Origin of the sequence: Xanthomonas hortorum (assembly GCF_011305375.1) — a bacterium.
In the GTDB taxonomy this organism is placed as follows: Bacteria; Pseudomonadota; Gammaproteobacteria; order Xanthomonadales; family Xanthomonadaceae; genus Xanthomonas; species Xanthomonas hortorum_E.
In genome coordinates this window covers 1-24,541 of record NZ_VCME01000011.1, presented here as the reverse complement: position 1 = coordinate 24,541, position 24,541 = coordinate 1, and the positions used below count along the sequence as shown (strand labels likewise).

The following is a 24,541-nucleotide window of genomic DNA, read 5'->3' as shown; positions in this document are numbered from 1 at the left end:
GCCGGTGTATCGCAGGGCACCCGGGCGTTGGGTCAGGCGCCACGCAATCCTTGGCTGGTCAATCGCAGCCATTGACGCGGCCGCAGGACGCGCTGGAAGTTTGGACTAAAATGCCCGGATTGCCCCCGCCAGCCGTAGAGCCAGCCGTGACCTCGATCAAGCAGGAAGACCTCATCCAGTCCGTCGCCGACGCGCTGCAGTACATCAGCTATTACCACCCGGTCGACTACATCAAGAATCTGTCCGCCGCTTACGAGCGCGAAGAGTCGCCGGCCGCCAAGGACGCCATCGCGCAGATCCTGATCAACTCGCGCATGTGCGCCGAAGGCCACCGCCCGATCTGCCAGGACACCGGCATCGTCACCGTGTTCCTGGAAATCGGCATGAACGTGCGCTGGGACGACGCCACCATGGGTGTGGAAGACATGGTCAACGAAGGCGTGCGCCGCGCCTACAACCACCCCGATAACAAGCTGCGCGCCAGCGTGCTGGCCGACCCGGCCGGCAAGCGGCAGAACACCAAGGACAACACCCCGGCGGTGGTCAACACCAAGATCGTGCCTGGCCACCATGTCGAAGTGATCGTCGCGGCCAAGGGCGGCGGCTCGGAAGCCAAGAGCAAATTCGCCATGCTCAACCCGTCCGATTCCATCGTCGACTGGGTGCTCAAGACTGTGCCGACCATGGGCGCCGGCTGGTGCCCGCCGGGCATGCTCGGCATCGGTATTGGCGGTACCGCCGAAAAGGCCATGCTGCTGGCCAAGGAAGCGCTGATGGAGCCGATCGACATCGTCGATCTGCAGGCCCGTGGCGCCTCCAATCGCGCCGAAGAATTGCGCCTGGAGCTGTACGAAAAGGTCAACGCGCTCGGCATCGGCGCGCAGGGGCTGGGCGGCCTGACCACGGTGCTCGACATCAAGGTCAAGGATTACCCGACCCACGCCGCCAACCTGCCGGTGGCGCTGATTCCCAACTGCGCCGCCACCCGCCACGCGCACTTCACCCTGGACGGCAGCGGCCCGGTGATGCTGGACCCGCCGTCGCTGGAAGACTGGCCCAAGCTCACCTACAACCCGACCAACGCGCGCCGGGTGAATCTGGACACCATCACCCGCGAGGAAGTCGCCAGCTTCAAGCCCGGCGAAGTGGTGCTGCTCAACGGCAAGCTGCTGACCGGCCGCGACGCCGCGCACAAACGCATGATCGACATGCTCAACAAGGGCGAAACCTTGCCGGTCGACTTCACCAACCGCTTCATCTACTACGTCGGCCCGGTCGACCCGGTGCGCGATGAAGTGGTCGGCCCGGCCGGCCCGACCACTGCCACCCGCATGGACAAGTTCACCCGCCAGATGCTGGAACAAACCGGCCTGCTTGGCATGGTCGGCAAGTCCGAGCGCGGCGATGCGGCGATCGATGCGATCCGCGACAACAAGGCTGTCTATCTGATGGCCGTCGGCGGCTCGGCGTACCTGGTGTCCAAGGCGATCAAGGCCGCGCGCGTGCTGGCGTTCGAAGATCTGGGCATGGAGGCGATCTACGAATTCGAGGTCAAGGACATGCCGGTGACCGTCGCTGTGGATTCCACCGGCGAGTCGGTGCACAAGACCGGGCCACGTTTGTGGCAGTCGCGCATCGGCAAGATTCCGGTGGTGGTGGAATAAGCTTGGCCTGGAGCGGCGACGCAACTGCACGGCGTCGCCGCGTCCCGCAAACAAGTTAATACGCGTAGGTCCCCGTCATCAGCCGGTGTCTGTCTATCGGGATGAAGACGGCCTGCCGGATCGACCACGCGGCCAGGCAACGCCGAGCGACAACCCGTTTTGCTCGGCGTACTGACGGTCACAGGAGAACAGGAATGCTCCGACTCATCTGCATCGCGTTGTTGGTCTGTCTCAGCCAGGTTGTGGCAGCGCAACAGAAGACAGCACCGACGGTGCTGTTTCCTTCCGGCAACTACGCGCCAAAACCGGCCGCGCCGGTGCCGTTTGAAGAAAAAAAGCCACTCAGGCCAAGCGAGCCCTCCACACGATTCAGCGGGCCCGCAGCGTCGGACCGTTGCATCGCGCAGTGCAACCAGAGTGCCAGGCAATGCCGCGCCGATCGGCCTAGCGAGAGCAGTTGCAGCGCCTCGGTGGCGCCGCGCGGAAAACGCTGCGATGACGTGCAGAATCCGGCACAGCGGGCCAATTGCCTCGCGCAGGTCTTCGATTGCAGCCAACAGAGCGACGACAATCGCTGTGAACCACGCAAGCTCGCCTGCCTGCGCGCCTGCACCAACTGACTTCAGGAATCCGTATGACCACAACGCTTTATCACTCCCCCAGCACCGCAGCCCTGGTCGTGCATTGGCTGCTGATCGAACTGGATGTGCCGCACGTGCTGCATCCGCTGGATTTCGATCGCGCCGAGCAGAAATCGCCTGAATACCTGGCACTCAATCCGGCCGGCGTGGTGCCGACACTGGTGCTGGACGGCCAGGTGTTGACCGAAGCTGCAGCAATCGTGCTGCATTTGGCCGACCTGTATCCGCAGGCCGGGCTGGCACCGCAGGTCGGCACGCCTGCGCGTGCGGACTACTACAGGTGGATGTTCTTCTGCGCCAACACCTTGCAGCCGGCGTATCGCGCCTGGTTCTACCCGAGCGAGCCGGCGGGCGCTGCGCATAGCGATGCGGCGCAGGCGCAGGCACGGCAAAAACTCGAAGCGGCCTGGGCCCAGGTCGATGCGCACCTGCAAGCCAATGGTCCGTATCTGCTCGGCCAGACGCTGTCGGCAGCCGATTTCATGCTGACCATGATGATGCGCTGGTCGCGCAATATGCCCCGGCCCAGCGATACCTGGCCGGCGCTGCACGCGCATGCGCAGCGAATGAAAGCCCGGCCGGCGTTTCAGGAAACCTATCGCCGCGAGGGTCTAACGGACTGGACCTGAATCTCCAGCCGCAGCAGGCGTTGTGCGGCGTCCATCAGCGCGCTTCAAAGCGTTCCGCTGCGCTTGCCGCGTAGTACGATCGCGACACCAACCAGAGAGCAGGGGCTCGTCCATGTCGCATTCCGCATCCCGTCGAAAATTGCTGCAATGCGCCTGTTGCGCGCCGGTCGCGGCCGCCGCCGCGTCACTGCCATTCGCTGTGCGCGCCGCGCCGTCGAAGAAAACCGATCTAAACGCCGAGCAGGCGTTGCAGACCCTGCGTGACGGCAACGCTGCGTTTGTCGAGAACCGTCCCAAGAAGGTGATCTCCGACGGCAAGCGCCGGCTGGAACTGGCGCTGGGTCAGACCCCGTTCGTGATCCTGGTGTCGTGCTCGGATTCGCGCGTGCCGCCGGAACTGCTGTTCGGTCGCGGCCTGGGCGAGATGTTCATCGTGCGCAACGCCGGCAACACCGTCGATACCACTGCATTGGGTTCGATCGAATATGCGGTGAGCCAGCTTGGCGTGCCGCTGGTGGTGGTGATGGGCCACGAGAGTTGCGGCGCGGTTGCCGCCGCGGTGTCGGTGGTGGAGCAGGGCGCGTTCTTCCCCGGCGCGATCGGCTCGATGATCGAGCCGATCGTCCCCGCCGTGCTGACTGCCAAGAGCAAGGGCGGCGCTGACTTGCTGGCCGACTCGGTCAAGGCCAACGTCAAGCGCACCGTCGACCGCCTGCGTGCCGCTTCCGAGCCAGCACTGCTGGAACCGCTGCGCGCAGGCAATGTCCGCGTGGTCGGCGCGTATTACACCCTGAAAGACGGCAAGGTAGATTTCTTCGACGTCTGATGGTTATTGCAATGGTTCGGGCAATGACAGCGCAGGATTATCTCCTGCGCTGTTTTCATATATGCGGTGCGGTGCGGTCGTCAGCTCTGACACAACCGCCCGCACACTGTATCGATGGCGGCAACGTGTCGCGTTCGTTGAGCGAATGGAGTGATGTCTGGAATGGTAGTGACATCGATCAGATCGCAGGCGCTGATCAAACCGCAGCTCATCGGACAGCCGCGCCGCATCCACTGCTAGCAACCATGCACACCGACCATCCCGACTGGTCCTTGCCCGCCCACCATCGCGGGACCTTACGCGGCATGGATGCCGCGTAAGAGCCTACAGGGACGTACTTGCGGCGTGTCCCGCGATGGTGGGCGGGCAAGGGCCTGCAGCCAGGCCGCAGATCAGCCGTTCTGCACGTGATTATCTGCGCTGGGCAAACACTCCAACGCAAACCGTATCTCAAGTTTTTGGTCCACATAATCGTCGAACGTCTTGCGCCGACGGAATGGCATCAGGTGCTGGCGCATCAGTCCCTTGGGCACCGTTTCCAGTTTCATGACGCCGTATTCTTGCGGCCACGCATCGCGACTCGGCGGCAGTTTGAACGTGCCCATCAACATGTCCACCAAGGGCAGATGGATGGCGTAGTTGACGTCGATATAGTCCTGCTGGCGCGCATGATGCCAATGGTGATAACGCGGCAAGACCAGCACGTATTCCAGCCAGCCAAAACGCAGGCCGAGGTTGGAATGTGCGAGCACCGCCTGCAGACCGACCAGAATCACGTACGCATTCACCGCCGGGGTCGAAAAACCGAGAATCAACAGCGGCAGCAGCACCGCACTGCGGGTCAGCACGATTTCCACAAAATGGATGCGCGATCCGGCCAGCCAGTCCATCTCGCGGCTGGAGTGATGCACCGCGTGGAAGCGCCACAGCCACGGGATGTTGTGATACGCCCGATGCAGCGATGCCTGCGCCATGTCGGCAACGAAGACTGCGATCAGAAACTGTCCCCACACCGGCAGGGACTGGATTGCCGCTTTCAGCGATGGAAACGCGGCCAGCCCGGCGATACCCGACGTGGAGGCGGTGACCAGGATCAGGATGAACTGCACCAGCACATGGCTCATGAAAAAGTAGCCGATATCGGTGCGCCAGCCCTGGCGTAGCGGCGAAATGCGGCGCTTGCCCAGATAGCGTTCCAGCGGCACGAACACCAGCGCCGAGAAAAACAGCGAAATCACAAACCAGTCCAGGCCAAGCGAATAGGGCGTGCGCCCGATCGTATCGAACTGCACATTGGTGCCGCCGAACAACACCGCCAACGTTGCGCTGCCCACACCAACCATCGCAATGCGCTTGTTGCGGTCACGCAGAATGGCGAAGGTACCCAGCAAGAACGCGGCAACCAGCCCGACTAGCAGGAGATGGCGTGCGAACTGCTCGTTATAGGCGGCGCGGAACTCGCGGCTGGTCAACAGATCGGGAAAGTGGAAACACACCACACCCATCAGACTGAGCACGCCCAGCAGCGCAGAGGCATGGGCGAAGAAGGAGCGGTGCGGGCGAGCCATGGGACGTCCTGTCGACGGGGCGGCCTGCTTGGCCGTGCACGGAGTGCGTGCATCCATGCTCCCAGTACGCGTGCTCGGCCGCAAGCGTTTTGCGACGGGCACGCCAGCTCCGATCAAACGTCGACGCTGGCGACTGGCCGGCACTGCGCCGGCCAGTGAAACGGCACGCGGTTAGAACCACTCCAACAACGACACACCCAGGCCGATATAGGTCGCCTTGTGGTTGTAGTCGATCAGGCTTTCGCCGTAGCCGTCGAACACCTGCACATGGCCGCGCAGCAGGTTGGTGATCGGGAAACCGTAGTCTAGCTGCACCGAGCCGTGCGAGCGATCGCCACCACGCAGCGAATGCCGTGCGATCAATGCGAATTCGTGGCCGTCCTTGTTGTAGACCAGGGTCGCGTCGCCGCGGCCCATGTAATCCTCGATATCGGGATTATTGTCGTCGGCGCGGTCTTCCTTGATGCGGAACCACGGACGCAGCGTCAGTGCCCAGTTCTCGCGATCCAGACCGATGTTGAGGATCACCCGGTTCCAGGAACGCGACAGCGGGTCCTCGCGGCCGTTGGACATGTGATTGATGCTAATGCCGCTCATGCGGCCCTTCCAGCCGAACAGGCTGTAGTTGTTGCGGAACACCAACATCGCCTCCGGCTCGTAGTTGGTTTCGCGGAACGGGCGCGATGCATCGGTGTTGTAGGCCTGCCAGCGCGAGCTCTGGGTGTAGCCCATCCAGATATCGCCGTTGTCGCCGAACAGATCCTCGACCACCTTGGTCTTGAAGCTGAGCTGGAACTTCAGCTCGGCACTGTCCAGTTGCTGCGGGGTGGACACCGAGTTGGCCGGGTTGGGCGACTGCGGGGTGCGGTTGGAGTCGCTGGTCCAGAACGCCGGCAACAGATACACCGGCTTGTAGCCGCGCAGCTGGAATGTGCCCAGCTTGGAATCCTTGGCCAGCTCCCAGCGGCGATCCAGCAGCGAGCCACGGCCGGCATTGGCGACCGCCTCGGCCTTGGGTTGGTCCTGTCCATCGGCGCGGAAGAAATCGCCGACGCGGCTGATGGCGCGTTCGTCCTGTGGCTTGGCCTCTTTCTGCTTGGCCAGTTGCGCGGCGGCGTCGGCTTCTGCGGTCAGCTGCGGGGTGTAGCCCAGCGCCTGGTCGTAGCACGCCAGCCGCGCCGCATCCGAGGTGACGGAGGTGCAGGCCTGCGGCGAGGCGGGGGTTGCGGCGATTTCCTGCGCGTGCGCCAGCGGCGCGGCCGCCAGCGCAATCAGCATCAAGGGACGGGTGCGGTGCTTTGACATGGGCAGTCTTGCCGAATGAAGGCGCCAGGCAGGCGCAGAGGTTTGTAGCTTAACGGTCGCGCCTGCATACGCGGTGTGTACACGGCGGCATAACATTCGTTCAGGCGGCTACGTCGGCGGGGCAGCGATAGGTCAATACCTGTCCGCGCTGCCAACACCGAAACAGCCGTCTGGCTCAAACATCCGTCTGGCGCCACCAACGTCAGTAGTCGCTAGAGCGACTGACTAGAAAAACCAGGCGATCGCAAACACGCCAAGCATGCACAGACCCAGCGCCAGCTTGCTCGCGGTGCCCAGCATGATGCCGATCCAGGTGCCGATGCCGACCTTGGTGGCCTGGTCGGATTTGCGGGTCTGCCAGTATTCGCCGATCCACGCCCCGGCAAACGGGCCGACAAACAAGCCGATCGGCATGAAGAAGATGCCAATGATCGAACCGATCACCGATCCCCATAACGCCATCTTGCTGGCGCCGACGCGCTTTGCGCCGTACACGGTGGCCAAAAAGTCGATCGCGAACGACAGCGCGGTGATCAGGCCCAGGATCACCAGCGCGACCCAGCCGACGTGGGTGAAGCCATCGGCCCAGGCGGCCACCAGCAACCCCACGAACACCAATGGCAGGCCCGGTAGCGCCGGCAGGATGACCCCGGCCAGGCCGATCAGCACCAGCACGCCAGCCAGGATGTAATAAACGACGGTGGTGTCCATATGGTTTAGACATGTCCTGTTTCAGGCTTGACAAAAATACGCAAGGGATTCTTGAAAAATCGTTTTGTGCGGGTTAAGTTGCCAGCGCTGCTGTTTGCAACGGTCACCGTGAATCGTGGCCTGATGCGGCAGATCGTCCGATCCGCTACATCCTTGTACCTCGGCTCCTCCTTGCAATCACAGCGACCACCGCCAGTCCACCACAGTGTCGTAGGGAGTCAGTCGAGATGTCCAACATCGAACGCGAGAATGGTGTCGTGAAGTGGTTCAACGATGCCAAGGGTTTTGGATTCATCAGTCGCGAAAACGGCGAGGACGTGTTCGTCCATTTCCGCGCGATCCAGATCCAGGGTTTCAAGAGTCTCAAGGAAGGTCAGAAGGTCAGCTTCACCGTCGTGCAAGGGCAGAAAGGCCTGCAGGCCGACGCGGTACAGGTGGTCTGAGCGCAGCGCAGCACTTCGAGCCACCATCCAAACAGCAGAAAGGCCCGTCGCCGGGCCTTTCTGTCATGTCACTCAGCGGGTAAGCCGATCAGCGCAGCACGACCTTGCCGTTGACCACGCGCACATAGGCGTTTTCGCGTACGCCGGCCAGGTCGCGCTGGTTCACCACGATCACGCGCCCATCATCCATGCGCACCTGCACATCGAAGCTGTCGCTGGTGACGTTGTTCTGGATCGCGTTGCCTGCCAGCGCGCCAGCGGCAGCACCGGCTACGGCCGAGACATTCTTGTTGCCCTTGCTGCCACCGGTCTCCTTGGAGATCTGACGGCCGGCCACCGCGCCGACGATGCCGCCGAGCACTGCGCCGGTGCCGGTGGGCGCGCTGCGGGTGGGGCCGACTTCATCGATGCGGGTCACGATGCCGCAATCCACGCAGCGCGCCTGCTGCGACTGCCCCTGGTCGTAACCGCGGTCGCCGCGATAGCTGCCGTACTGAGGTTGAGAGGTGGCGCAGCCAACCAGGGTGGCGGTTGCAGCCAGGCCAATGACGAGCAGTCGGGTCTTCATGAAATCTCTCCGGGGTGGTTCGAAAAGCGGTCAGGGCCGCGGCGACGTCATCCTGTGGTGGTCCAGGTGAACGGTCTGCCAACTGGATCGCTCCAGGCTTAACGAAACCCGAGCGCGTTCTTCATCGAAAGTCACGGTGGCAGGCGTCGCAGGCGTCCGACAGCGGTGTTTTGACTGCAGCAATCGCGGCGCAATCGTGCAATGGCGCGCGCTGCGCCTGATCCAGCGCGGCACGCAGCGCCTGCGCATGCTCGCCAAAGCGGCGGTCTTCGCCGATGTCTGCAAATGCGGGTTCCAGTTCGTCTGCAAGCAGCCGTAGCGATTGCAGTCGTGCCTGCTGTTGCGTCGGGTTGCAGGCCTCGCCGGCAGCGGCTTGTAAAGAGCGCAATTGATAGGCCATCACCTGCATCAAGCTGTCCGGCACCGGGTTGCGCCTGGCCTGCAGCGCGCGCGCCACCATCACGCTGCAGACCAGGCCGATCAACAAACCCAGGATCAGCATGAACGCGTAGCGGGACGCACGTGATTGGTGAGGGGGTGTAGCGGACATGGCGGCTCCACTGAAGGCCCGGTGAGGGCGCGGGGTAAGCAAGCGCTTGTTGAGCGGCGCGCGTAAAATAGGCCGATGAAAGCACAATGGCGTGAACGCTTTGCCGGTATCGACCGGCTGTACGGAGTCGGCACGGTGGAGCGGCTCTCGGCCTGCCGTGTGGCCGTGGTGGGGATGGGCGGCGTGGGCTCGTGGGCGGTGGAGGCGCTGGCGCGCACCGGCGTCGGGCACATCCGCCTGATCGATGCCGACGATCTGTGCGTGTCCAACACCAATCGGCAATTGCCGGCATTGGCCGGGCACTACGGACGCAACAAGGCGCGCGCGATGGCCGAGCGCTGTGTGGCGATCAATCCGGAGATCGCCGCCGACGCGGTGGAGTCGTTTCTCACCGCCGGCAATATTGAAAGCCTGCTCGGCGATGACTTCGATCTGGTGATCGATGCCTGCGACAGCTTCCGGGTGAAAGTGGAAACCATCGCCTGGTGCCGCCGGCGCAAGCTGCCGTTGCTCACGGTGGGCGCCGCTGGTGGGCGCACCGATCCCACGCTGGTGCGCGTGCGCGATGTCTCGCGCACCGAGCACGACGCGATGCTGGCGCTGATCCGCAAGAAGCTGCGCAGCGAGTTCAACTTTCCCAAGAATCCGCAGCGTTACTTCGGCGTGCCGGCGGTGTACTCGCTGGAGAACGTCAAATACCCGCAGGCCGACGGCAGCGTGTGCGGCATTCGCCCGCAACTGGATGCCGATGCCACGCTCAAGCTGGATTGCGGGGCAGGGCTGGGCGCCGCCACGCATATCACCGGCACCTTCGCGTTTGTAGCAGTGGGCAAGGCGTTGGAGATGTTGCTCAAGCCGAAGGTGGCTGCCGCCGCTGCGTCGCCGGCCGCCGAGGTGGCTGCAAGTTCGTAGCGTTTGTACATGGCGCGCTTCGGCAGCGCGCCTGCGTCAGCCGGGCAAAGCCAGGTCAGGCAATCCGAACAGCTGCCGCGCGTTGGCGCTGGTCTGCGCGGCAATGCGCTCTTCCGGCTCGCCGCGTAGCTGCGCAATGCAGGCCAGCACCGTGCGCAGATACGCCGGCTCGTTGCGTTGGCCGCGGATGCCGGCGTCGGGCTGATCCGGCGCATCGGTTTCCAGTAGCAGGTACTGCAGCGGCATCGTCGCGGCCAGGCCGCGCAGGCGGTTGGCGCGCGGGTAGGTCACCGGGCCGCCCAGGCCGATCATGAAATCCAGCTTCCACAGTTGCTGCGCCTGTTCGGGGCTGCCGGCAAAGCTGTGCACCACCCCGCGCAGGCCGCCCACCGCCTTGATGCGGGCGATGACTTCTTCGGTGGCGCGGCGCGCATGCACGATCAGCGGCAGGTCGAAGCGCTTGGCCAACTGCAATTGGCCTTCGAAGTAATCGCGCTGCAGCTGCGCGTCCAGGCCGTCCAGATAGAAATCCAGCCCGCACTCGCCGATGGCGCAGGGGCGCTCGCGCTCGATCCACTCGGCCAGCAGCTCCAGATGTTCGGGACGATGCTGATCCAGAAAGATCGGATGCAGCCCATAGGCGGGGTAAAGCCCCGGTGCCTGGGTGCAGACGGTGCGCAGGTCCGGCCAACTGGCGGCGGTGATCGCCGGGATCACCTGCTGCCCGACACCGGCGGCCTGCGCGCGTGCGATCACGGCGGCGCGATCGTGGTCGAACTCGCCGGCATCCAGATGGCAGTGGCTATCGACCAGCTGCATCAATCGCGGCGGACTGGGGCGGGCAGCGGCGCCTTGCGCGTTTTCCAGTTGGCCAGCAGCAGCGTGGTCAGGCCGAACAACAGTTCGTCCAGGAACGGGATCGGGTCCGGGATCACCAGGTCCACCAGAAACAGCGCGGCCGCCAGCTTGAACAAGGTGGGGTAGCGCAGCTTGCTGGCCCAGTCCAGGGCGCGCGAGGTCAGGGGATTTCGCATGCGAATGCTCCGGCTGTTAGAAGTGCATGAAGTAACCGCTAGCTGAACTTAACGACGGCATTCATGAGCGAGGGCGTTTTCGTTCAGGGTTCACGTGCTGGAATCACGCCGTCAACAACGCGGCGTGTCCGCACGGAGCTGGATCATGAAGAGCAATACGACAACTATACTGGTCGCTGCTGGTGCGTTGCTGGTCGGAGGCGTGGCCACGGCCGCCTTCATGAACAATCGCCCGTCGTCCGGCGATTTCGTCGCCAACGGCGAGCCGGCACCGCGCGGTCTGGAATACGCCGACGTGGTCAAGGTCGCCCCGATCACCGAGCGCGAGCCGCAGTACGCGCAGGTCGTCAACAGCGCCGCCATCCGCGAAACCACCACCAGCTCCTCGCCGCGCGAAGTCTGCCGCGACGTGGTGGTGCAGGAACGTCTGCCCGAGCGCGACGGCAATGTCGGCGGCACCGTCGCTGGCGCGGTGATCGGCGGCCTGCTGGGTAACCAGGTCGGCGGCGGCAATGGCCGCAAGCTGGCCACGGTGGCCGGTGCGGTCGGTGGCGGCATGGTCGGCAACCGTGTGGACCGCAACCATGTCGGCGGCCGCGTGGTGGACCGCACCGAGCGCCAGTGCCATACCGAAAATGCCAATTCGCAGTCCTCGCGTGTGGTCGGCTATGACGTGACCTACCGCAACGCCGATGGCACCACCGGCACCATGCGCATGGACAGCAAGCCGGGAGAGCGCATCTCGCTGGGCGATGCCGACAACGTGGTGGCCTACGACGTGACCTACCGCTACGACGGTTTCGAGAAGACCGTGCGTATGAACGACAAGCCGGCCAGCGATCGTCTGCCGGTGGTCGACGGTCAGCTGGTGACCCAGACCGCTTCGACGGCCGGTGACAAGGGCGTTCGTGTGGAGACGGGCAGCACGCGGCAGTAAATCGCTGGCAGTCATGCGCCCAGGATCGCTGCGATAGCAAGAAAAGAGCCGGCATTGCCGGCTCTTTTCGTTTTCAGGCACTGCCTGCGACCAGCGGATGCAAGCGGGCGCGCTGAACACGTCGGCGCAATGTTCGGCCGGCAACTGGCAGATAATCGCCGCTTCTTCTTTGGTGGAAGCCAGCATGCCGGTGCGCCCTGATGATCTGTTCGATGTACGCGCACTGCTGACCGATGAGGAGCGTGCGGTGCAGGACGCGGTGGCCCGCTTCACCGACACACGGGTGTTGCCGGCGATCGGCGATGCCTTCGATGCGGGGCGCTTCCCCAGCGAATGGGTGCCGGAACTGGCAGAGCTGGGATTGCTGGGCGCCAGCCTGCCAGTGCGCGATGGTGGCGCAGGCTTGGGTGCGGTGGCCTACGGGCTGATCTGCCAGGAACTGGAGCGCGGCGACAGCGGCCTGCGCAGTTTCGTCAGCGTGCAATCGTCGCTGTGCATGTATCCGATCCATGCCTACGGCAGCGACGAACAGCGGCAACGCTGGTTGCCGGAGATGGCGGCGGGCCGTTTGATCGGCTGCTTCGGATTGAGCGAAGCGCAGGGCGGCTCGGATCCGGCGGCGATGACCACCCGTGCGGTGCGCGAGGGCGATGGCTGGCGCTTGAACGGGTCCAAGATGTGGATCACCAACGGCAGCATCGCTGGCCTTGCGATTATCTGGGCGCATACCGACGATGGCGTGTGCGGCTTTCTGGTCGAGACCAGCAGCGCCGGTTTCAGTGCGCAGGACATCGCCCACAAGATGAGCCTGCGCGCGTCGGTGACCTCGGGTTTGTTCCTGGACAATGTCTACGTGCCGGAGCAGATGCGGTTGCCGAACGCGGCCGGTTTGAAGGCGCCGCTGGGTTGCCTCAACCAGGCGCGCTACGGCATCGCCTGGGGCGCGATCGGTGCGGCGGTGGCCTGTCTGCGCGAAGCGCTGGCTTATAGCGGGCAGCGCATTCTGTTCGGCCGGCCGCTGGCGGCCACGCAAAGCGCGCAGATCAAACTGGCCGACATGGCCCGGCGGATTTCCACCGCGCAATTGCTGGCGTTGCAGCTGGGGCGCCTGAAAGAAGCCGGTACGCTGCGGCCGGAACAGATCTCGCTGGCAAAATGGAATAATTGCCGCATGGCGCTGGACGTGGCACGCGAGTGCCGCGATCTGCTGGGTGCGGCCGGCATCACCACCGAGCATGTGGCGATCCGGCATGCGCTGAACCTGGAATCGGTGATCACCTACGAGGGCACCGAAACCGTGCATCAGTTGGTGGTGGGGCGTGCGCTGACCGGACTCAATGCGTTCTGACAAGGAGTGGATGTTGATCAGCAAGGATGTGACGCGACGCCTGCGAGGCGTGTTCTGGATGCTGTGTGTGATCGCTGCAATCGCAGTCGTCTCGCCGGTGCAGGCCGACGAGGCGCCGAACATGGCGCCGCCGCCGGCCTGGGTGGTGGCCGATGCAGTGCCCGACAAGGTGCCTGGCGCCAACGGTATGCGCTATGAGCTGGTGTCCGATCAGATCGATCTCACCGGCGCCGCGCCGCAGGCGTATCGCCGCCTCAGCTATAGCGTGCAGCGCGCCAAAAGCCTGGACGAAGCCGGGCAGATTTCCATCGATTACCAGCCGCAATACCAGCGCCTGGAACTCAACAGCCTGGATGTCTGGCGCGACGGCAAGCGCATCGACATGCGCAGCCGCGCGCACTACGCCAGGTTGCGTCGCGAGAGCGGGCTGGAACAAGGATTGATCGATGGCGCGTTGACGCTGTCGATCACCTTGCCGGACCTGCGCGTCGGCGACCAGGTCGACTATGCCGTGACCACCACCGGCAGCAATCCGGTGTTCGGCAAGGGCTATTACGACGTGTTCGAGGCGCGCTATGGCGTGGCGCTGGGCGAGCGCCGCGTGCGCGTGCGGTATCCCGCCGCCATGCCGTTGCAGTGGCGGGTGAGCGCGCCGGGCTTCAGCCGCAACGTCAGCCGCGCCGGTGAGGTGGCCACGCTGGAGATCGCCGCACGCAACATCGCCGCCGTGCAGGAAGAAAAAGACGCGCCGGACGATGTCGATGCCTATGGCTTGATCGAACTCTCCACCGCCGGCAATTGGGAAGCGGTGGCGGCATGGGCGGCGCAGCTGTATCCGCGTGCGTTCAAGGATGCGCAGGTTGCCGCCAGCATGGTGCGCAGTCTGCAACTGCGCAGCGACGACCCGCAGGGCGCGTTGTTGCGTGCGGTGGCGTTCGTGCAGGGCGAGATCCGCTACGTCGGCCTGGACATGGGCGAGAACTCGCATGCCCCGCACGCACCGGAAGTGACGCTGCGCAATCGCTATGGCGACTGCAAGGACAAGGCGACGCTGTTGATCGCGCTGCTGCAACTGGCCGGCATTCGCGCCGAACCGGTGCTGGTCAACAGCGACCAGGGTCATGGCCTGGATGCACGGCTGCCCAGTCCTTACGCGTTCGATCATGTGGTGGTGCGCGCGCATCTGCCGCAGGGCGAGGTCTGGGTGGATGCCACGCGCGATCGCGAAGACGGCGTGCTGGCCCAGCGCCGGCCATTGCCGTTCGTGCGCGGGTTGCCGGTGCTGGCCGGGCAGAGCGGATTGGTCGCAGTGCCATCGCCGATGCCGACGCTGCCGCAGATCGAAGTGAACGAGGAGGTGGAAATCTCACTGCGCAAACCGCAGCGCGTGGCGAGCTTTACCGTGGACACGCGTTATCGCCAAGGCCGCGGCGATCGCGTCTCTGCCAGCTTCGAAGACCATGGCGCAGAAACGGTTGGTGAGCACTATCTGGAGTTCATGCAGAAGTACTACACCGCGCTGACCCAGGTCGACGTGCCCAGCATCGACGATGCCGATGCGCTCGATGTGCGCACGCACGAAACCTATCGCCTGGAGTGGCCGGCTGAGGAGGGCGACGAGATCGGTTTCCCGCTGTTTCAACTCGGCGAGTGGATGGATGCCTTGCCGAAACAGTCGCGCAAGCGGCCATTGGCGCTGGGCGGGCCGCAACGGGCGCGGCAGACCGTACGGGTGCAGACCGATCCGGTGATACGGGTGAAACCGGAAGAACAGATCGTCGCCAACCCGTGGTTCCGGTTCTCGCGCACGGTCTCCATGCACGATGGGCGCATCGTCATCGTGGGCGAATGGCAGCGGTTCACCGACCGCATTCCCGCCGATGGCGTGGCGCGCGCAGCGGCCGACATGGAGCGTGCGCGCGACCTGCTGTACTTCAATCACGATTTCAAGCCGCAGCGGCGCAGGCCTGAGGCCGACTGGAGTGCGCTGAGCTATCCGGCGGCAGGGCTGCTGGTGTTGATCGTGTTGCTGCTGGCGTGCCTGGTGTGGTGGCGCGGCGGTGGCCTGGGCGGGATGGTGTTCGATCCATACGCCACCGCGCAGCGCATGCCGCAGCAGGCTGGTTTGCGCTGGAGCGCCTGGAGCGTGTTTGCGCTGGCCACGCTGTTGTCGGCCTGGATGGGGCTGCATGCCTTGCCGTGGTGGGCCAAGGCGCTGGGTGTCGTGACGGTGGTGGCGATCGCCGTGCTGAGCTGCGTGTTGCTCAGGCAGGTGCTGCGCTGGCTGGGGTGCGTGGCGCAGGTCGGGCGGTTGTTGCCGGCCGTGCTGGGCTGCGCCTTGCCGTGGCTGGTCTGCCTGCTGGCGGCGTTGGTCGCACTCGCCGGCAATGTGGCGTTGCTGCACACCGGCGCAAGCGATCCGGCCGGCGTGGCGCAGCTGGCGATGTGCGCGCTGTTGCTGATGCTGGGGGTGCTGTGGTGGTCGGTGTGCGCGGTGCAGGCGGTGGCGGGTGCGGTGGGCTGCGGGCGTGCACGCGCATTCGGCGCAGTGGCATTGACGCTGTCTGCGCTGGGCGTGCTGATTGCGGTGCTGGGTGTGCCGGTGGCCTTGGTGGCGATGTACTGACACGTTGCGCTTGCATCCCATCGTGTCGGCGGCGGTGTGCCGAGCCGTCTGCGGCTTCGGCATACGGCAATCGGATGCCCTGGTCACACTGCGGACGTGTCGGCATGGTCTGCGTTGCGTAATCGTCAGCGCTGGCGCGCCCGCCAGCAGACGCATCGGTCCAGATACCCGTTGTGCGGCTGTGCCGCGCAATCCGGCAGGGCTTTGCAAAGATGCGCCGGGCTGTGACACTGCCAGCCCCCTCGTTGTTGCCGCGGAGCCAGCTTGATGTCGACCGTGCGTCCCCCGTTGACCGTCCATGGCATGTCCAGTTCCGGCAACTGCTACAAGGTGCGGCTGTTGCTGGAGCAACTGGGCAGCCGCTATCACTGGGTCGAGGTCGACAGCGCTGCGGGCGAAACCCGCACGCCGGAGTATCTGGCCAAAAATCCCAACGGCAAGGTGCCGATGGTGGAGCGCGACGACGGCCGCGTGCTGACCGAATCCAACGCGATCCTGTTCTGGCTGGCCGAAGGTACGCCCTACCTGCCCACCGACGCGTGGCAGCGCGCGCAGGCCTTGAGCTGGATGTTTTTCGAGCAGTACAGCCATGAGCCGTATGTGGCGGTGGCGCGTTTCATCAGCCTGTGGACGCCACGCGATGCGGCGCGCCGGGCCGAACTGCCGCAGCTGCGCGCACGTGGCGAGCAGGCGCTGGCGGTGATGGAACAGCATCTGCAGCAGCATGCCTGGTTTACCGGTGGCGAGTACGGCATCGCCGATATCGCGCTGTTCGCCTATACCCATTGCGCCGAAGACGGTGGCTTCGATCTGGAACGCTGGCCGGCGATCGGCGCCTGGCTGCAGCGCGTGCAAGCCTTGCCCGGTTTCATCGCGATGCCGGCGCCTGCATCCGCCTCGGTGCCGGCATGAGCAGCGCGCGCGCGATGCGCAAGCTGCAGGAGCGCTGACGATGTGCGGATTGGCAGGACTGCTGCTGGCGTCGCCGCGCCTGCATGGCGAACAACTCGACGCGCTGGTGCGGCCGATGGGCGCGGCCTTGCGCCATCGCGGCCCCGACGATGCCGGCACCTGGTGCGATGCACAGGCGGGCGTGGCGCTTGCGCATCAGCGGCTGAGCATTCTGGATCTGTCGCCGCTCGGCCATCAGCCGATGCGCTCGGCCGACGGCCGTTACGTACTGGCCTACAACGGCGAGATCTACAACTTCGCGCAGCTGCGTGCGGCCTTGTCGGCGCTCGGGCATCGTTTCCGTGGCCACTCCGATACCGAAGTGCTGTTGGCTGCAGTGGTGGAGTGGGGCCTGGACGACACCCTGACCCGCTGCAACGGCATGTTCGCACTCGCCCTGTGGGACGAACGCGACACCTGCCTGTCGCTGGCGCGCGACCGCGTCGGCAAGAAGCCGCTGTACTACGGCTGGGCCGGCGACACGCTGGTGTTCGGTTCCGAGCTCAAGGCGTTGTGGCAGCACCCGGATTTCGACAACGGCGTGGATCGCGATGCGCTGACCTTGCTGCTGCGGCTGGGTTACATCCCGGCACCGGCCTGCATCCATGAGCGCACCTTCAAGCTGATGCCGGGCCGGGTGCTGCGGCTGGATGCGCAGGCGGTGGCGGCTGGCGCGGCGGCACATCGGCCGGATCAGGCGCAGCAACCGTTCTGGAACGCGCGCGAAGCGATGCAGCGCGCCCTGGCTGCGCCGTTCACCGGCAGCGACGCGCAGGCCGAAGAACAACTCGATGCGGTGCTGCGCGATGCGGTGGCGCTGCGCATGGTGGCGGATGTGCCGGTGGGCGTATTCCTGTCCGGCGGCACCGATTCGTCGATCGTCACCGCGATGATGCAGGCGCAGAGCAGCCAGCCGGTGCACACCTTCAGCATCGGATTCGAAGGCTCGCACCACGACGAAGCACCGCTGGCGCGCGAAGTGGCCACGCACCTGCACACCGACCACACCGAGCTCTACGTTAGCGGTGCCGACGCCTTGGCGGTGGTGCCGAGCTTGCCGGACATGTTCGACGAGCCGTTTGCCGATGCCTCGCAGGTGCCCACTGCGCTGGTCGCGCGGCTGGCGCGCGGCGGGGTGACGGTGGCGCTGTCCGGCGACGGCGGCGACGAATTGTTCTTCGGCTACGGCCGCTACCAGCGTGCGCTGCGCAATTGGCGCATGCATGGGCTGGTACCGGGCCCGCTGCGAAAGCTGATGGCGGTGGCTGCGCGCCGCAATGGCGAATCCTCGCGTACCGGTGGTTTGGCCGCGCTGGTAGCCGAAGCCGGCGCACGCGGCATCGGGGATATTTATCGCAATCGCATTTCGCGTTGGCGCGACCCGGCCGCAGTGGTGCTGGGCGCGACAGAGCCGGACAGTTTCTACAGCCTGGCCGACCCGTTGCATGGCTCCGGCACCCCGGCCGACGCGATGATGCTGGCCGACTTCGCCGCCTATCTGCCCGACGATCTGCTGTGCAAGGTGGACCGCACCACCATGGCGGTGGGGCTGGAAGCGCGCGCGCCGTTGCTGGACTGGCGTGTGGCCGAGTTCGCCTGGTCGCTGCCGCTGTCGTTGAAGTATCGCGACGGGGTCAGCAAATACCTGCTCAAGCGCGTGCTGTGCCGCTATCTGCCCGATCCGATGGTCTACCGCGGCAAGCGCGGCTTTGGCGCGCCGGTCAGCGCGTGGCTGCGCGGCGATCTGAACGGCTGGGCCGACGATCTGCTGGCGCACGGCACGCTGGAGCGCGAGGGTGTGTTTGCTGCCGACACCGTGGCCGGGCTGTGGCGCGACTTCAACGGCGGCGAGCGCAAATGGCATACGCATCTGTGGACGGTGCTGATGTTCCAGGCCTGGCAGGCGCACTGGCGCGCGCAGCGGGCGGCGATGACGCGCTGATCTTGGTCAACGTGTTGATCTTGCGCGCGGCGACCAACCGTTGCGCGGTGTGCGAGACCGCGCTGCCGTTGCCGAGTTGTTTCTGACGCTTGAAGCTGCCGCTCGGACATCAGGCCGGGTGGGGCGTTAACGCCTTGCAGATTGAGACACCGCCGTGTGCGTGCATCTGCGGGTGATCGCCCGGTGTCGGGCGGCACTTCACCGGCTCTGAGCATCGCGCTGGGTAGGGTGGGGCCCTGTTTCCACGGAGCGTCTCCCATGAGCAAGATCACCATCGCCGTCCTGGTCGGCAGCCTGCGCGCAGCGTCCTACAACCGCCAGTTGGCGCGCGCGCTGGAGCACCTGGCCGGCGACAAGGCGGTGTTCGAGTATCTGGAGATCGGCGATATTCCGCTGTACAACCAGGACAACGATGCGGATTTCCCGGCTCAGGGCACCCGTTTCAAGCAGCAGGTGCGTGCCGCCGACGCGGTGTTGTTCGTGACCCCCGAATACAACCGTTCGATCCCCGGCGTGCTCAAGAATGCCATCGACACCGGCTCGCGGCCGTATGGCGATAGCGCGTTTTCCGGCAAGCCGGCGGCGGTGGTCGGCATCTCGGTCGGAGCGATCGGTACGGCGACCGCGCAGCAGCATCTGCGCAATGTGCTGTCGTATCTGAACATGCATGTGCTCGGCCAGCCGGAAGTGTTCCTGCAGTACAAGGAAGGCTTGTTCGGTGCCGACGATCAGATCGCCAACGCCGACAGCCGCGCGTTTCTGCAGGGCTTTATCGACACGTTCCTGGGCTTGATCGAGCAGCTCAAGCGCTGAGTCGCAGGTGATGTGGTCCGCCTGACGCACTGCGCCGGGCGGGCCCGGCCACGCGGCCAAAACGCAGGCGGGGCAGGGGTCGCGGCTGCTGCGACAGCCGGCGAGTAGAACGTGATGCACCGGCTGTGCACCGGTTATCCACAGAGTTGTGCATGGTCGTCGACGCCGTCGATGTCTATGCTTCCTGCCCTCATCCCCCTAGCGTCAGGTTTGTTTGTCCATGTCCGCTCGTCCTGGTTTCCGTTCCAAACGCAATCGCGATCGCGACGACGACGATTACGATCGTCCCGAGCCGCGGCTGGACCAGCTGCGCGTGCCGCCGCATTCGGTCGAGGCCGAGCAGGCTGTGCTTGGCGGGTTGATGCTGGCGCCGGAGGCGTTTGACCGGGTCAACGACCAGCTCACCGACAACGATTTCTACCGCCGCGACCACCGGCTGATCTACCGCGCGATTCGCGAATTGAACGAGAAAGACCGCCCATTCGATGCGGTGACGCTGGGCGAATGGTTCGAATCGCAAGGCAAGCTGGAGCAGGTGGCCGATGGCGCCTATCTGATCGAGCTGGCCAGCACCACGCCGTCGGCGGCCAACATCGCCGCCTATGCCGAAATCGTGCGCGACAAGGCGGTGCTGCGGCAGTTGATCGAGGTCGGTACCACCATCGTCAACGATGGCTTCCAGCCGGAAGGCCGCGAAAGCGTGGAGCTGCTGGCATCTGCGGAAAAAGCGGTGTTCAAGATCGCCGAGGCCGGCGCGCGCGGGCGCACCGACTTCGTGGCGATGCCGGGCGCGTTGAAGGACGCCTTCGAAGAGCTGCGTAACCGTTTCGAAAATGGCGGCAACATCACCGGCCTGCCGACCGGCTACACCGATTTCGATGCGATGACCGCCGGCCTGCAGCCGACCGATCTGATCATCCTGGCCGCACGTCCGGCGATGGGCAAGACCACGCTGGCGCTGAACATTGCCGAATATGCCGCGATCAAGTCCAAGAAAGGCGTTGCGGTGTTTTCGATGGAAATGTCTGCCTCGCAGCTGGCGATGCGCTTGATCTCGTCCAATGGCCGCATCAACGCGCAGCGCCTGCGTACCGGTGCGCTGGAAGACGAGGATTGGGCGCGCGTGACCGGTGCGATCAAGATGTTGAAGGAAACCAAGATCTTCATCGACGACACGCCGGGCGTGTCGCCGGAAGTGCTGCGCTCCAAGTGCCGCCGGCTCAAGCGCGAACACGACTTGGGTCTGATCGTCATCGACTATCTGCAGCTAATGTCGGTGCCGGGCAACAGCGAAAACCGCGCGACCGAAATCTCGGAGATTTCGCGTGGTCTCAAGGGACTGGCCAAAGAACTCAACGTGCCGGTGATTGCGCTGTCGCAGCTTAACCGCTCGTTGGAAACGCGTACCGACAAGCGCCCGGTGATGGCCGACTTGCGCGAATCCGGCGCAATCGAGCAGGACGCCGACATGATTGTCTTCATCTACCGCGACGATTATTACAACAAAGAAAACTCGCCGGACAAGGGCCTGGCCGAGATCATCATCGGCAAGCACCGCGGTGGTCCTACCGGCTCGTGCAAGCTCAAATTCTTCGGCGAATACACCCGTTTCGACAATCTGGCGCACGATTCGGTGGGCAGTTTCGAGTAAGCGTTTTGTTTTGGTTCGCCAAAAAGCTACTGCGCTCAGCGCTATGCGAGCGCGGCCTGCGTTGTGGTTCCCATCCGTACACGATCACGTTGGCAGGTGCGATGCCCTTACCGCTTGCGGGACCGTGTGGCGGCATGGATGCCGCCACCGAGCCTACATGGACGTACTTGCGGCGTGTCCCGCGAGCGGTGAGGGCATCGCACCCTCGACCTACTCGGTTGGGAACATCCAGACGACGCTGAAGCTCAAGCTCTCGGGCGCCTTGAGGGCTGCTCGAACCATTTGGATGCGTCGGTTGTAGAGCGGATGATCTGCAGTTTGGCTGCAGGGCCCTTGCCCGCCCACCATCGCGGGACACGCTGCAAGTACGTCCATGTAAGCTCTTCTGCGGCATCCATGCCGCATAAGGTCCCGCGACGGTGGGCGGGCAAGGACCAGTCGAGAGTGTCGGTGTGCAGGGTTGCGAGCAGTGCGTGCAGCGCGGCCGGTTGATTAACTGCGGTCTGATCAACTCAGTTCGATCTGAATCGGACAGTGTTGCTGTTGTCCACGACATCCTCCACTGGTCAACGAAGGCTGGTGTGGCCAACCACGCTGCCGCCATCGCTACAGCGCTCGGGAGGTTTTGTAGCCGCTCTTAGCTGGACCAGGAGTGCTCACCTCTGCATCGCGCCATCGTTGCACCTGCTGGCTTATGCTGCGCAGCCTTATCGTCGCTGCCGAGTTCGTATGTCCTACGCCATCGTCTGGTTCCGTCGCGATTTGCGCCTTCAGGACAACCCGGCCTTGCGCGCTGCGCTGGATGCCGGGCATGCCCCGATTCCGCTGTATATCGATGCGCCGCACGAGGAAGGTGAGTGGACACCCGGCGCCGCTTCGCGCAGTTGGCGGCATCGCTCGTTGGCTGCCTTGGACGCTGCATTGCGAGCGCTCGGCAGCGGCCTGGTGATTCGCGCGGGCGACAGCGCCCAGGTGCTGGATGAGGTGATCGCCCAGACCGGTGCGGTGGCGGTGTATTGGAACCGCAAGTACGAACCGGCCACCCAACCGCGCGATGCGCAGATCAAGCGTAGCTTGCGTGAGCGCGGCATCGAAGTGCAGAGCTGCAATGCCTCGCTGTTGATGGAGCCGTGGCAGTTGTCAACTCAGCAGGGCGGCCCGTACAAGGTCTTCACTCCGTACTGGCGCAACGCACTCACGCAACTGCAGTTGCCCGCTGCAGTTGCTGCGCCACGCAGCCTGCCAGCGCTGCCTGCGACGTTGAAAAGCGCTGCGCTGGAGACGCTGGAGTTGGTGCCGAAACTGGACTGGGATCAGGGTTTCTGGGAGCACTGGCAGCCTGGCGAGGCCGGTGCGCACGAGATGCTGGAAATTTTCATCGACGGCGCGCTGTCCGGCTATCGCGAAAACCGCGATCGGCCCGATCGGGTCGGCACTTCGCAGCTGTCTCCGCATCTGCATTTCGGCGAGATCGCGCCATGGCGGATCGCCAGCACGCTGGAAGCCAACCGCAACGCGCGCAACAGTGCAGAGATCGATGGTTACATCCGCCAGTTGGGCTGGCGCGATTTTGCCTATCACCTGTTGCATCACTTCCCGGAAACCACCAACCAGAATCTCAATCCGCGCTTCGACGGATTCGATTGGGCCAAGGTCGACCCGGTCGCGTTGCAGGCCTGGCAGCGCGGTCGCACCGGCATTCCGATCGTCGATGCCGGCATGCGTCAGCTCTGGCACACCGGCTGGATGCACAACCGTGTGCGCATGATCGTGGCGAGTCTGTTGTGCAAGCATTTGCGCATCCACTGGATCGAAGGGGCGCGCTGGTTCTGGGACACGCTGGTGGATGCGGACCTGGCCAACAACACCTTGGGCTGGCAATGGGTGGCCGGTACCGGCGCGGATGCGGCGCCGTATTTTCGCGTGTTCAATCCGGTGACGCAGGCGGAGAAATTCGATCCGCAGGCGGCTTACATCACACGCTGGGTGCCGGAGCTCGGCAAGCTTGCGGTGAAGGAGCGTTTCGCACCGTGGTTGTCTCCGTTGTCGTTGGCGCGATTTGCGCCGGAGTACCCGCGCACGCCAATTATCGGATTGGCCGAAGGTCGCGATGCGGCGTTGGCGGCGTATGCGAAGACGCGGGGATAACCGGAAACGTTTTCCTGAATGCAGTACCTGTCGCAGGCAATCTGCGGCCGCTTTCATCATGTGCCAGTCGCGTTGGTCTGTTTATCCTCGCCGACACGATTGAGTGCCGGATGGTCCGGCCACAGGAGAACACCATGTCCCCAGCAGCCACCAAGAGTCTCGCCGTTGCCCTGGCCAGCGCCATTGCGCTGTCCGCTTGCGCCACCGGCGGCTCGTATGTGCAGCGCGACCAGTACGGCGACCAGACCCAACAGCAGAACCGCACCGGCCGCAATGCGCTGATCGGCACCGCCATTGGTGTCGCTGCAGGGTTGCTCACCGGCGACAGCGCCACCGAGCGCCGTCAGCACGCGATGGTCGGCGCAGGGATCGGCGCGTTGAGTGGCGCGGCCGTGGGTCAGTACCAGGATCGTCAGGAGCGCGCATTGCGCGAGCGTACCGCCAACACCGGTATCGAAGTGCAGCGCCAGGGCGACAACATCACCTTGAACCTGCCCGACGGCATCACCTTCGACTTCGGCAAGTCGGCGTTGAAGCCGCAGTTCTACACCGCGCTCAATGGTGTGGCGTCCACGTTGCGCGAGTACAACCAGACCATGGTGGAAGTGGTCGGTCATACCGACAGCGTCGGCAGCGATGCAGTGAACCAGCGTCTGTCCGAAGAACGTGCCGGCGCAGTTGCGCAGTATCTGACAGCACAAGGCGTGCAGCGCGAGCGCATGGAAACGATGGGCGCCGGCAAGCGTTACCCGATCGCCGACAACAACACCGATGCCGGTCGCGCACAGAACCGTCGCGTGGAAATCCGTTTAATTCCGCTGCGCTCTGAGGGCACTGGTAACAACACGGGTATGCGTTGAGTTTGACGCAGTGGATCGTGGCGAGTCGATTGACGAAACCGCGATGGCAAAAAAAACAGGTCGCGAAAGCGGCCTGTTTTTTTGCGCTACGGATTTTGTTGGTTAAGTGCGGCTGATCTGAGACTTGGCTGCAGGGCCCTTGCCCGCCCACCATCGCGGGACACGCCGCAAGTACGTCCGTGTAGGCTCTTACGCGGCATCCATGCCGCGTAAGGTCCCGCGACGGTGGGCGGGCAAGGACCAGTCGAGAGTGTCGGTGTGCATGTTTTCAATAAAGCAACTTGCCAACTGTCTGGCGAGGGTGCCGCGCCCTCAACCGACTCGGCTTGTGACTTAGAATTTGATTGCATCTAAACGACGCTACGAATCGACATCTCGATTGTCTTGTAGTGACTGAACAGTGCGGATAGATCA

General features: G+C 64.4%; 22 protein-coding genes. 15 read left to right on the top strand and 7 right to left on the bottom strand.

Annotated features, from left to right (window positions below):
• The first annotated feature begins 146 nt into the window (after positions 1-146).
• The 4 genes from FFY45_RS11545 (at position 147) to FFY45_RS11530 (ending at position 3,760) form a co-directional block, all read left to right on the top strand.
• The gene (locus FFY45_RS11545) at positions 147-1,664 is read left to right on the top strand and encodes a FumA C-terminus/TtdB family hydratase beta subunit (protein WP_176340540.1); all 1,518 of its coding nucleotides are present in this window, start codon (positions 147-149) and stop codon (positions 1,662-1,664) included.
• A 194-nt stretch (positions 1,665-1,858) separates the two neighbouring features.
• The gene (locus tag FFY45_RS11540) at positions 1,859-2,284 is read left to right on the top strand and encodes a hypothetical protein (protein WP_176340539.1); all 426 of its coding nucleotides are present in this window, start codon (positions 1,859-1,861) and stop codon (positions 2,282-2,284) included.
• A 14-nt stretch (positions 2,285-2,298) separates the two neighbouring features.
• Positions 2,299-2,934, top strand: a complete 636-nt coding sequence (locus tag FFY45_RS11535; protein ID WP_176340538.1) for a glutathione S-transferase family protein — start codon at positions 2,299-2,301, stop codon at positions 2,932-2,934.
• 187 nt (positions 2,935-3,121) lie between these two features.
• Positions 3,122-3,760 carry a carbonic anhydrase gene (locus tag FFY45_RS11530; RefSeq protein WP_176340694.1) on the top strand — a complete coding sequence of 213 codons (639 nt, stop codon included), beginning with the start codon at positions 3,122-3,124 and terminating at the stop codon, positions 3,758-3,760.
• Between the two features lie 392 nt (positions 3,761-4,152).
• Here the strand turns inward: FFY45_RS11530 and FFY45_RS11525 are convergent, their stop codons facing one another.
• The 3 genes from FFY45_RS11525 to FFY45_RS11515 form a co-directional block, all read right to left on the bottom strand.
• A complete protein-coding gene (locus FFY45_RS11525; RefSeq protein ID WP_255171937.1) occupies positions 4,153-5,328 on the bottom strand; it encodes a sterol desaturase family protein in 1,176 nt (391 codons plus the stop codon).
• 171 nt (positions 5,329-5,499) lie between these two features.
• Entirely contained in the window at positions 5,500-6,633 is a 1,134-nt protein-coding gene (locus FFY45_RS11520; protein ID WP_074057080.1) for a phospholipase A, read from the bottom strand.
• A 225-nt stretch (positions 6,634-6,858) separates the two neighbouring features.
• Entirely contained in the window at positions 6,859-7,344 is a 486-nt protein-coding gene (locus tag FFY45_RS11515) for a DUF456 domain-containing protein (RefSeq protein ID WP_176340537.1), read from the bottom strand.
• Positions 7,345-7,571: 227 nt separating this feature from the next.
• Between FFY45_RS11515 and FFY45_RS11510 the strand changes: the two genes are divergently transcribed.
• The gene (locus tag FFY45_RS11510) at positions 7,572-7,787 is read left to right on the top strand and encodes a cold-shock protein (protein ID WP_003483561.1); all 216 of its coding nucleotides are present in this window, start codon (positions 7,572-7,574) and stop codon (positions 7,785-7,787) included.
• Between the two features lie 88 nt (positions 7,788-7,875).
• On the opposite strand, the gene FFY45_RS11505 is transcribed toward FFY45_RS11510, so the two are convergent.
• Together FFY45_RS11505 and FFY45_RS11500 are read right to left on the bottom strand one after the other, a co-directional pair.
• Entirely contained in the window at positions 7,876-8,355 is a 480-nt protein-coding gene (locus FFY45_RS11505) for an outer membrane lipoprotein (RefSeq protein WP_006451916.1), read from the bottom strand.
• A 121-nt stretch (positions 8,356-8,476) separates the two neighbouring features.
• The gene (locus FFY45_RS11500; RefSeq protein WP_176340536.1) at positions 8,477-8,905 is read right to left on the bottom strand and encodes a hypothetical protein; all 429 of its coding nucleotides are present in this window, start codon (positions 8,903-8,905) and stop codon (positions 8,477-8,479) included.
• Between the two features lie 75 nt (positions 8,906-8,980).
• Between FFY45_RS11500 and FFY45_RS11495 the strand changes: the two genes are divergently transcribed.
• The gene (locus tag FFY45_RS11495) at positions 8,981-9,817 is read left to right on the top strand and encodes a tRNA threonylcarbamoyladenosine dehydratase (RefSeq protein WP_176340535.1); all 837 of its coding nucleotides are present in this window, start codon (positions 8,981-8,983) and stop codon (positions 9,815-9,817) included.
• Between the two features lie 36 nt (positions 9,818-9,853).
• On the opposite strand, the gene FFY45_RS11490 is transcribed toward FFY45_RS11495, so the two are convergent.
• Positions 9,854-10,636: a TatD family hydrolase gene (locus tag FFY45_RS11490; RefSeq protein WP_176340534.1), complete on the bottom strand. Its 783-nt coding sequence runs from the start codon at positions 10,634-10,636 to the stop codon at positions 9,854-9,856.
• Positions 10,636-10,851 (bottom strand): DUF6116 family protein, encoded by a 216-nt coding sequence (locus FFY45_RS11485; protein ID WP_006451920.1) that lies wholly within the window; start codon positions 10,849-10,851, stop codon positions 10,636-10,638. The genes FFY45_RS11490 and FFY45_RS11485 overlap by 1 nt, the downstream gene beginning before the upstream one ends.
• A gap of 145 nt (positions 10,852-10,996) precedes the next feature.
• On the opposite strand from FFY45_RS11485, the gene FFY45_RS11480 reads away from it, so the two are divergent.
• The 9 genes from FFY45_RS11480 (at position 10,997) to FFY45_RS11440 (ending at position 24,127) form a co-directional block, all read left to right on the top strand.
• Positions 10,997-11,788 carry a glycine zipper 2TM domain-containing protein gene (locus FFY45_RS11480; protein WP_176340533.1) on the top strand — a complete coding sequence of 264 codons (792 nt, stop codon included), beginning with the start codon at positions 10,997-10,999 and terminating at the stop codon, positions 11,786-11,788.
• 172 nt (positions 11,789-11,960) lie between these two features.
• Positions 11,961-13,136 (top strand): acyl-CoA dehydrogenase family protein, encoded by a 1,176-nt coding sequence (locus FFY45_RS11475; protein WP_176340532.1) that lies wholly within the window; start codon positions 11,961-11,963, stop codon positions 13,134-13,136.
• Between the two features lie 58 nt (positions 13,137-13,194).
• Entirely contained in the window at positions 13,195-15,762 is a 2,568-nt protein-coding gene (locus FFY45_RS11470) for a transglutaminase family protein (RefSeq protein WP_176340693.1), read from the top strand.
• A gap of 267 nt (positions 15,763-16,029) precedes the next feature.
• The gene (locus FFY45_RS11465) at positions 16,030-16,674 is read left to right on the top strand and encodes a glutathione S-transferase family protein (RefSeq protein WP_176340531.1); all 645 of its coding nucleotides are present in this window, start codon (positions 16,030-16,032) and stop codon (positions 16,672-16,674) included.
• 40 nt (positions 16,675-16,714) lie between these two features.
• Positions 16,715-18,655, top strand: a complete 1,941-nt coding sequence (gene asnB, locus FFY45_RS11460) for an asparagine synthase (glutamine-hydrolyzing) (RefSeq protein WP_176340530.1) — start codon at positions 16,715-16,717, stop codon at positions 18,653-18,655.
• Positions 18,656-18,913: 258 nt separating this feature from the next.
• The gene (locus FFY45_RS11455) at positions 18,914-19,468 is read left to right on the top strand and encodes an NADPH-dependent FMN reductase (RefSeq protein WP_176340529.1); all 555 of its coding nucleotides are present in this window, start codon (positions 18,914-18,916) and stop codon (positions 19,466-19,468) included.
• Between the two features lie 220 nt (positions 19,469-19,688).
• Positions 19,689-21,119 carry a replicative DNA helicase gene (locus tag FFY45_RS11450; RefSeq protein WP_006451927.1) on the top strand — a complete coding sequence of 477 codons (1,431 nt, stop codon included), beginning with the start codon at positions 19,689-19,691 and terminating at the stop codon, positions 21,117-21,119.
• Positions 21,120-21,848: 729 nt separating this feature from the next.
• Positions 21,849-23,267, top strand: a complete 1,419-nt coding sequence (locus tag FFY45_RS11445; RefSeq protein WP_176340528.1) for a cryptochrome/photolyase family protein — start codon at positions 21,849-21,851, stop codon at positions 23,265-23,267.
• 134 nt (positions 23,268-23,401) lie between these two features.
• The gene (locus FFY45_RS11440) at positions 23,402-24,127 is read left to right on the top strand and encodes a YiaD family glycine zipper/OmpA-like lipoprotein (RefSeq protein WP_023903499.1); all 726 of its coding nucleotides are present in this window, start codon (positions 23,402-23,404) and stop codon (positions 24,125-24,127) included.
• Positions 24,128-24,541: the final 414 nt, after the last annotated feature.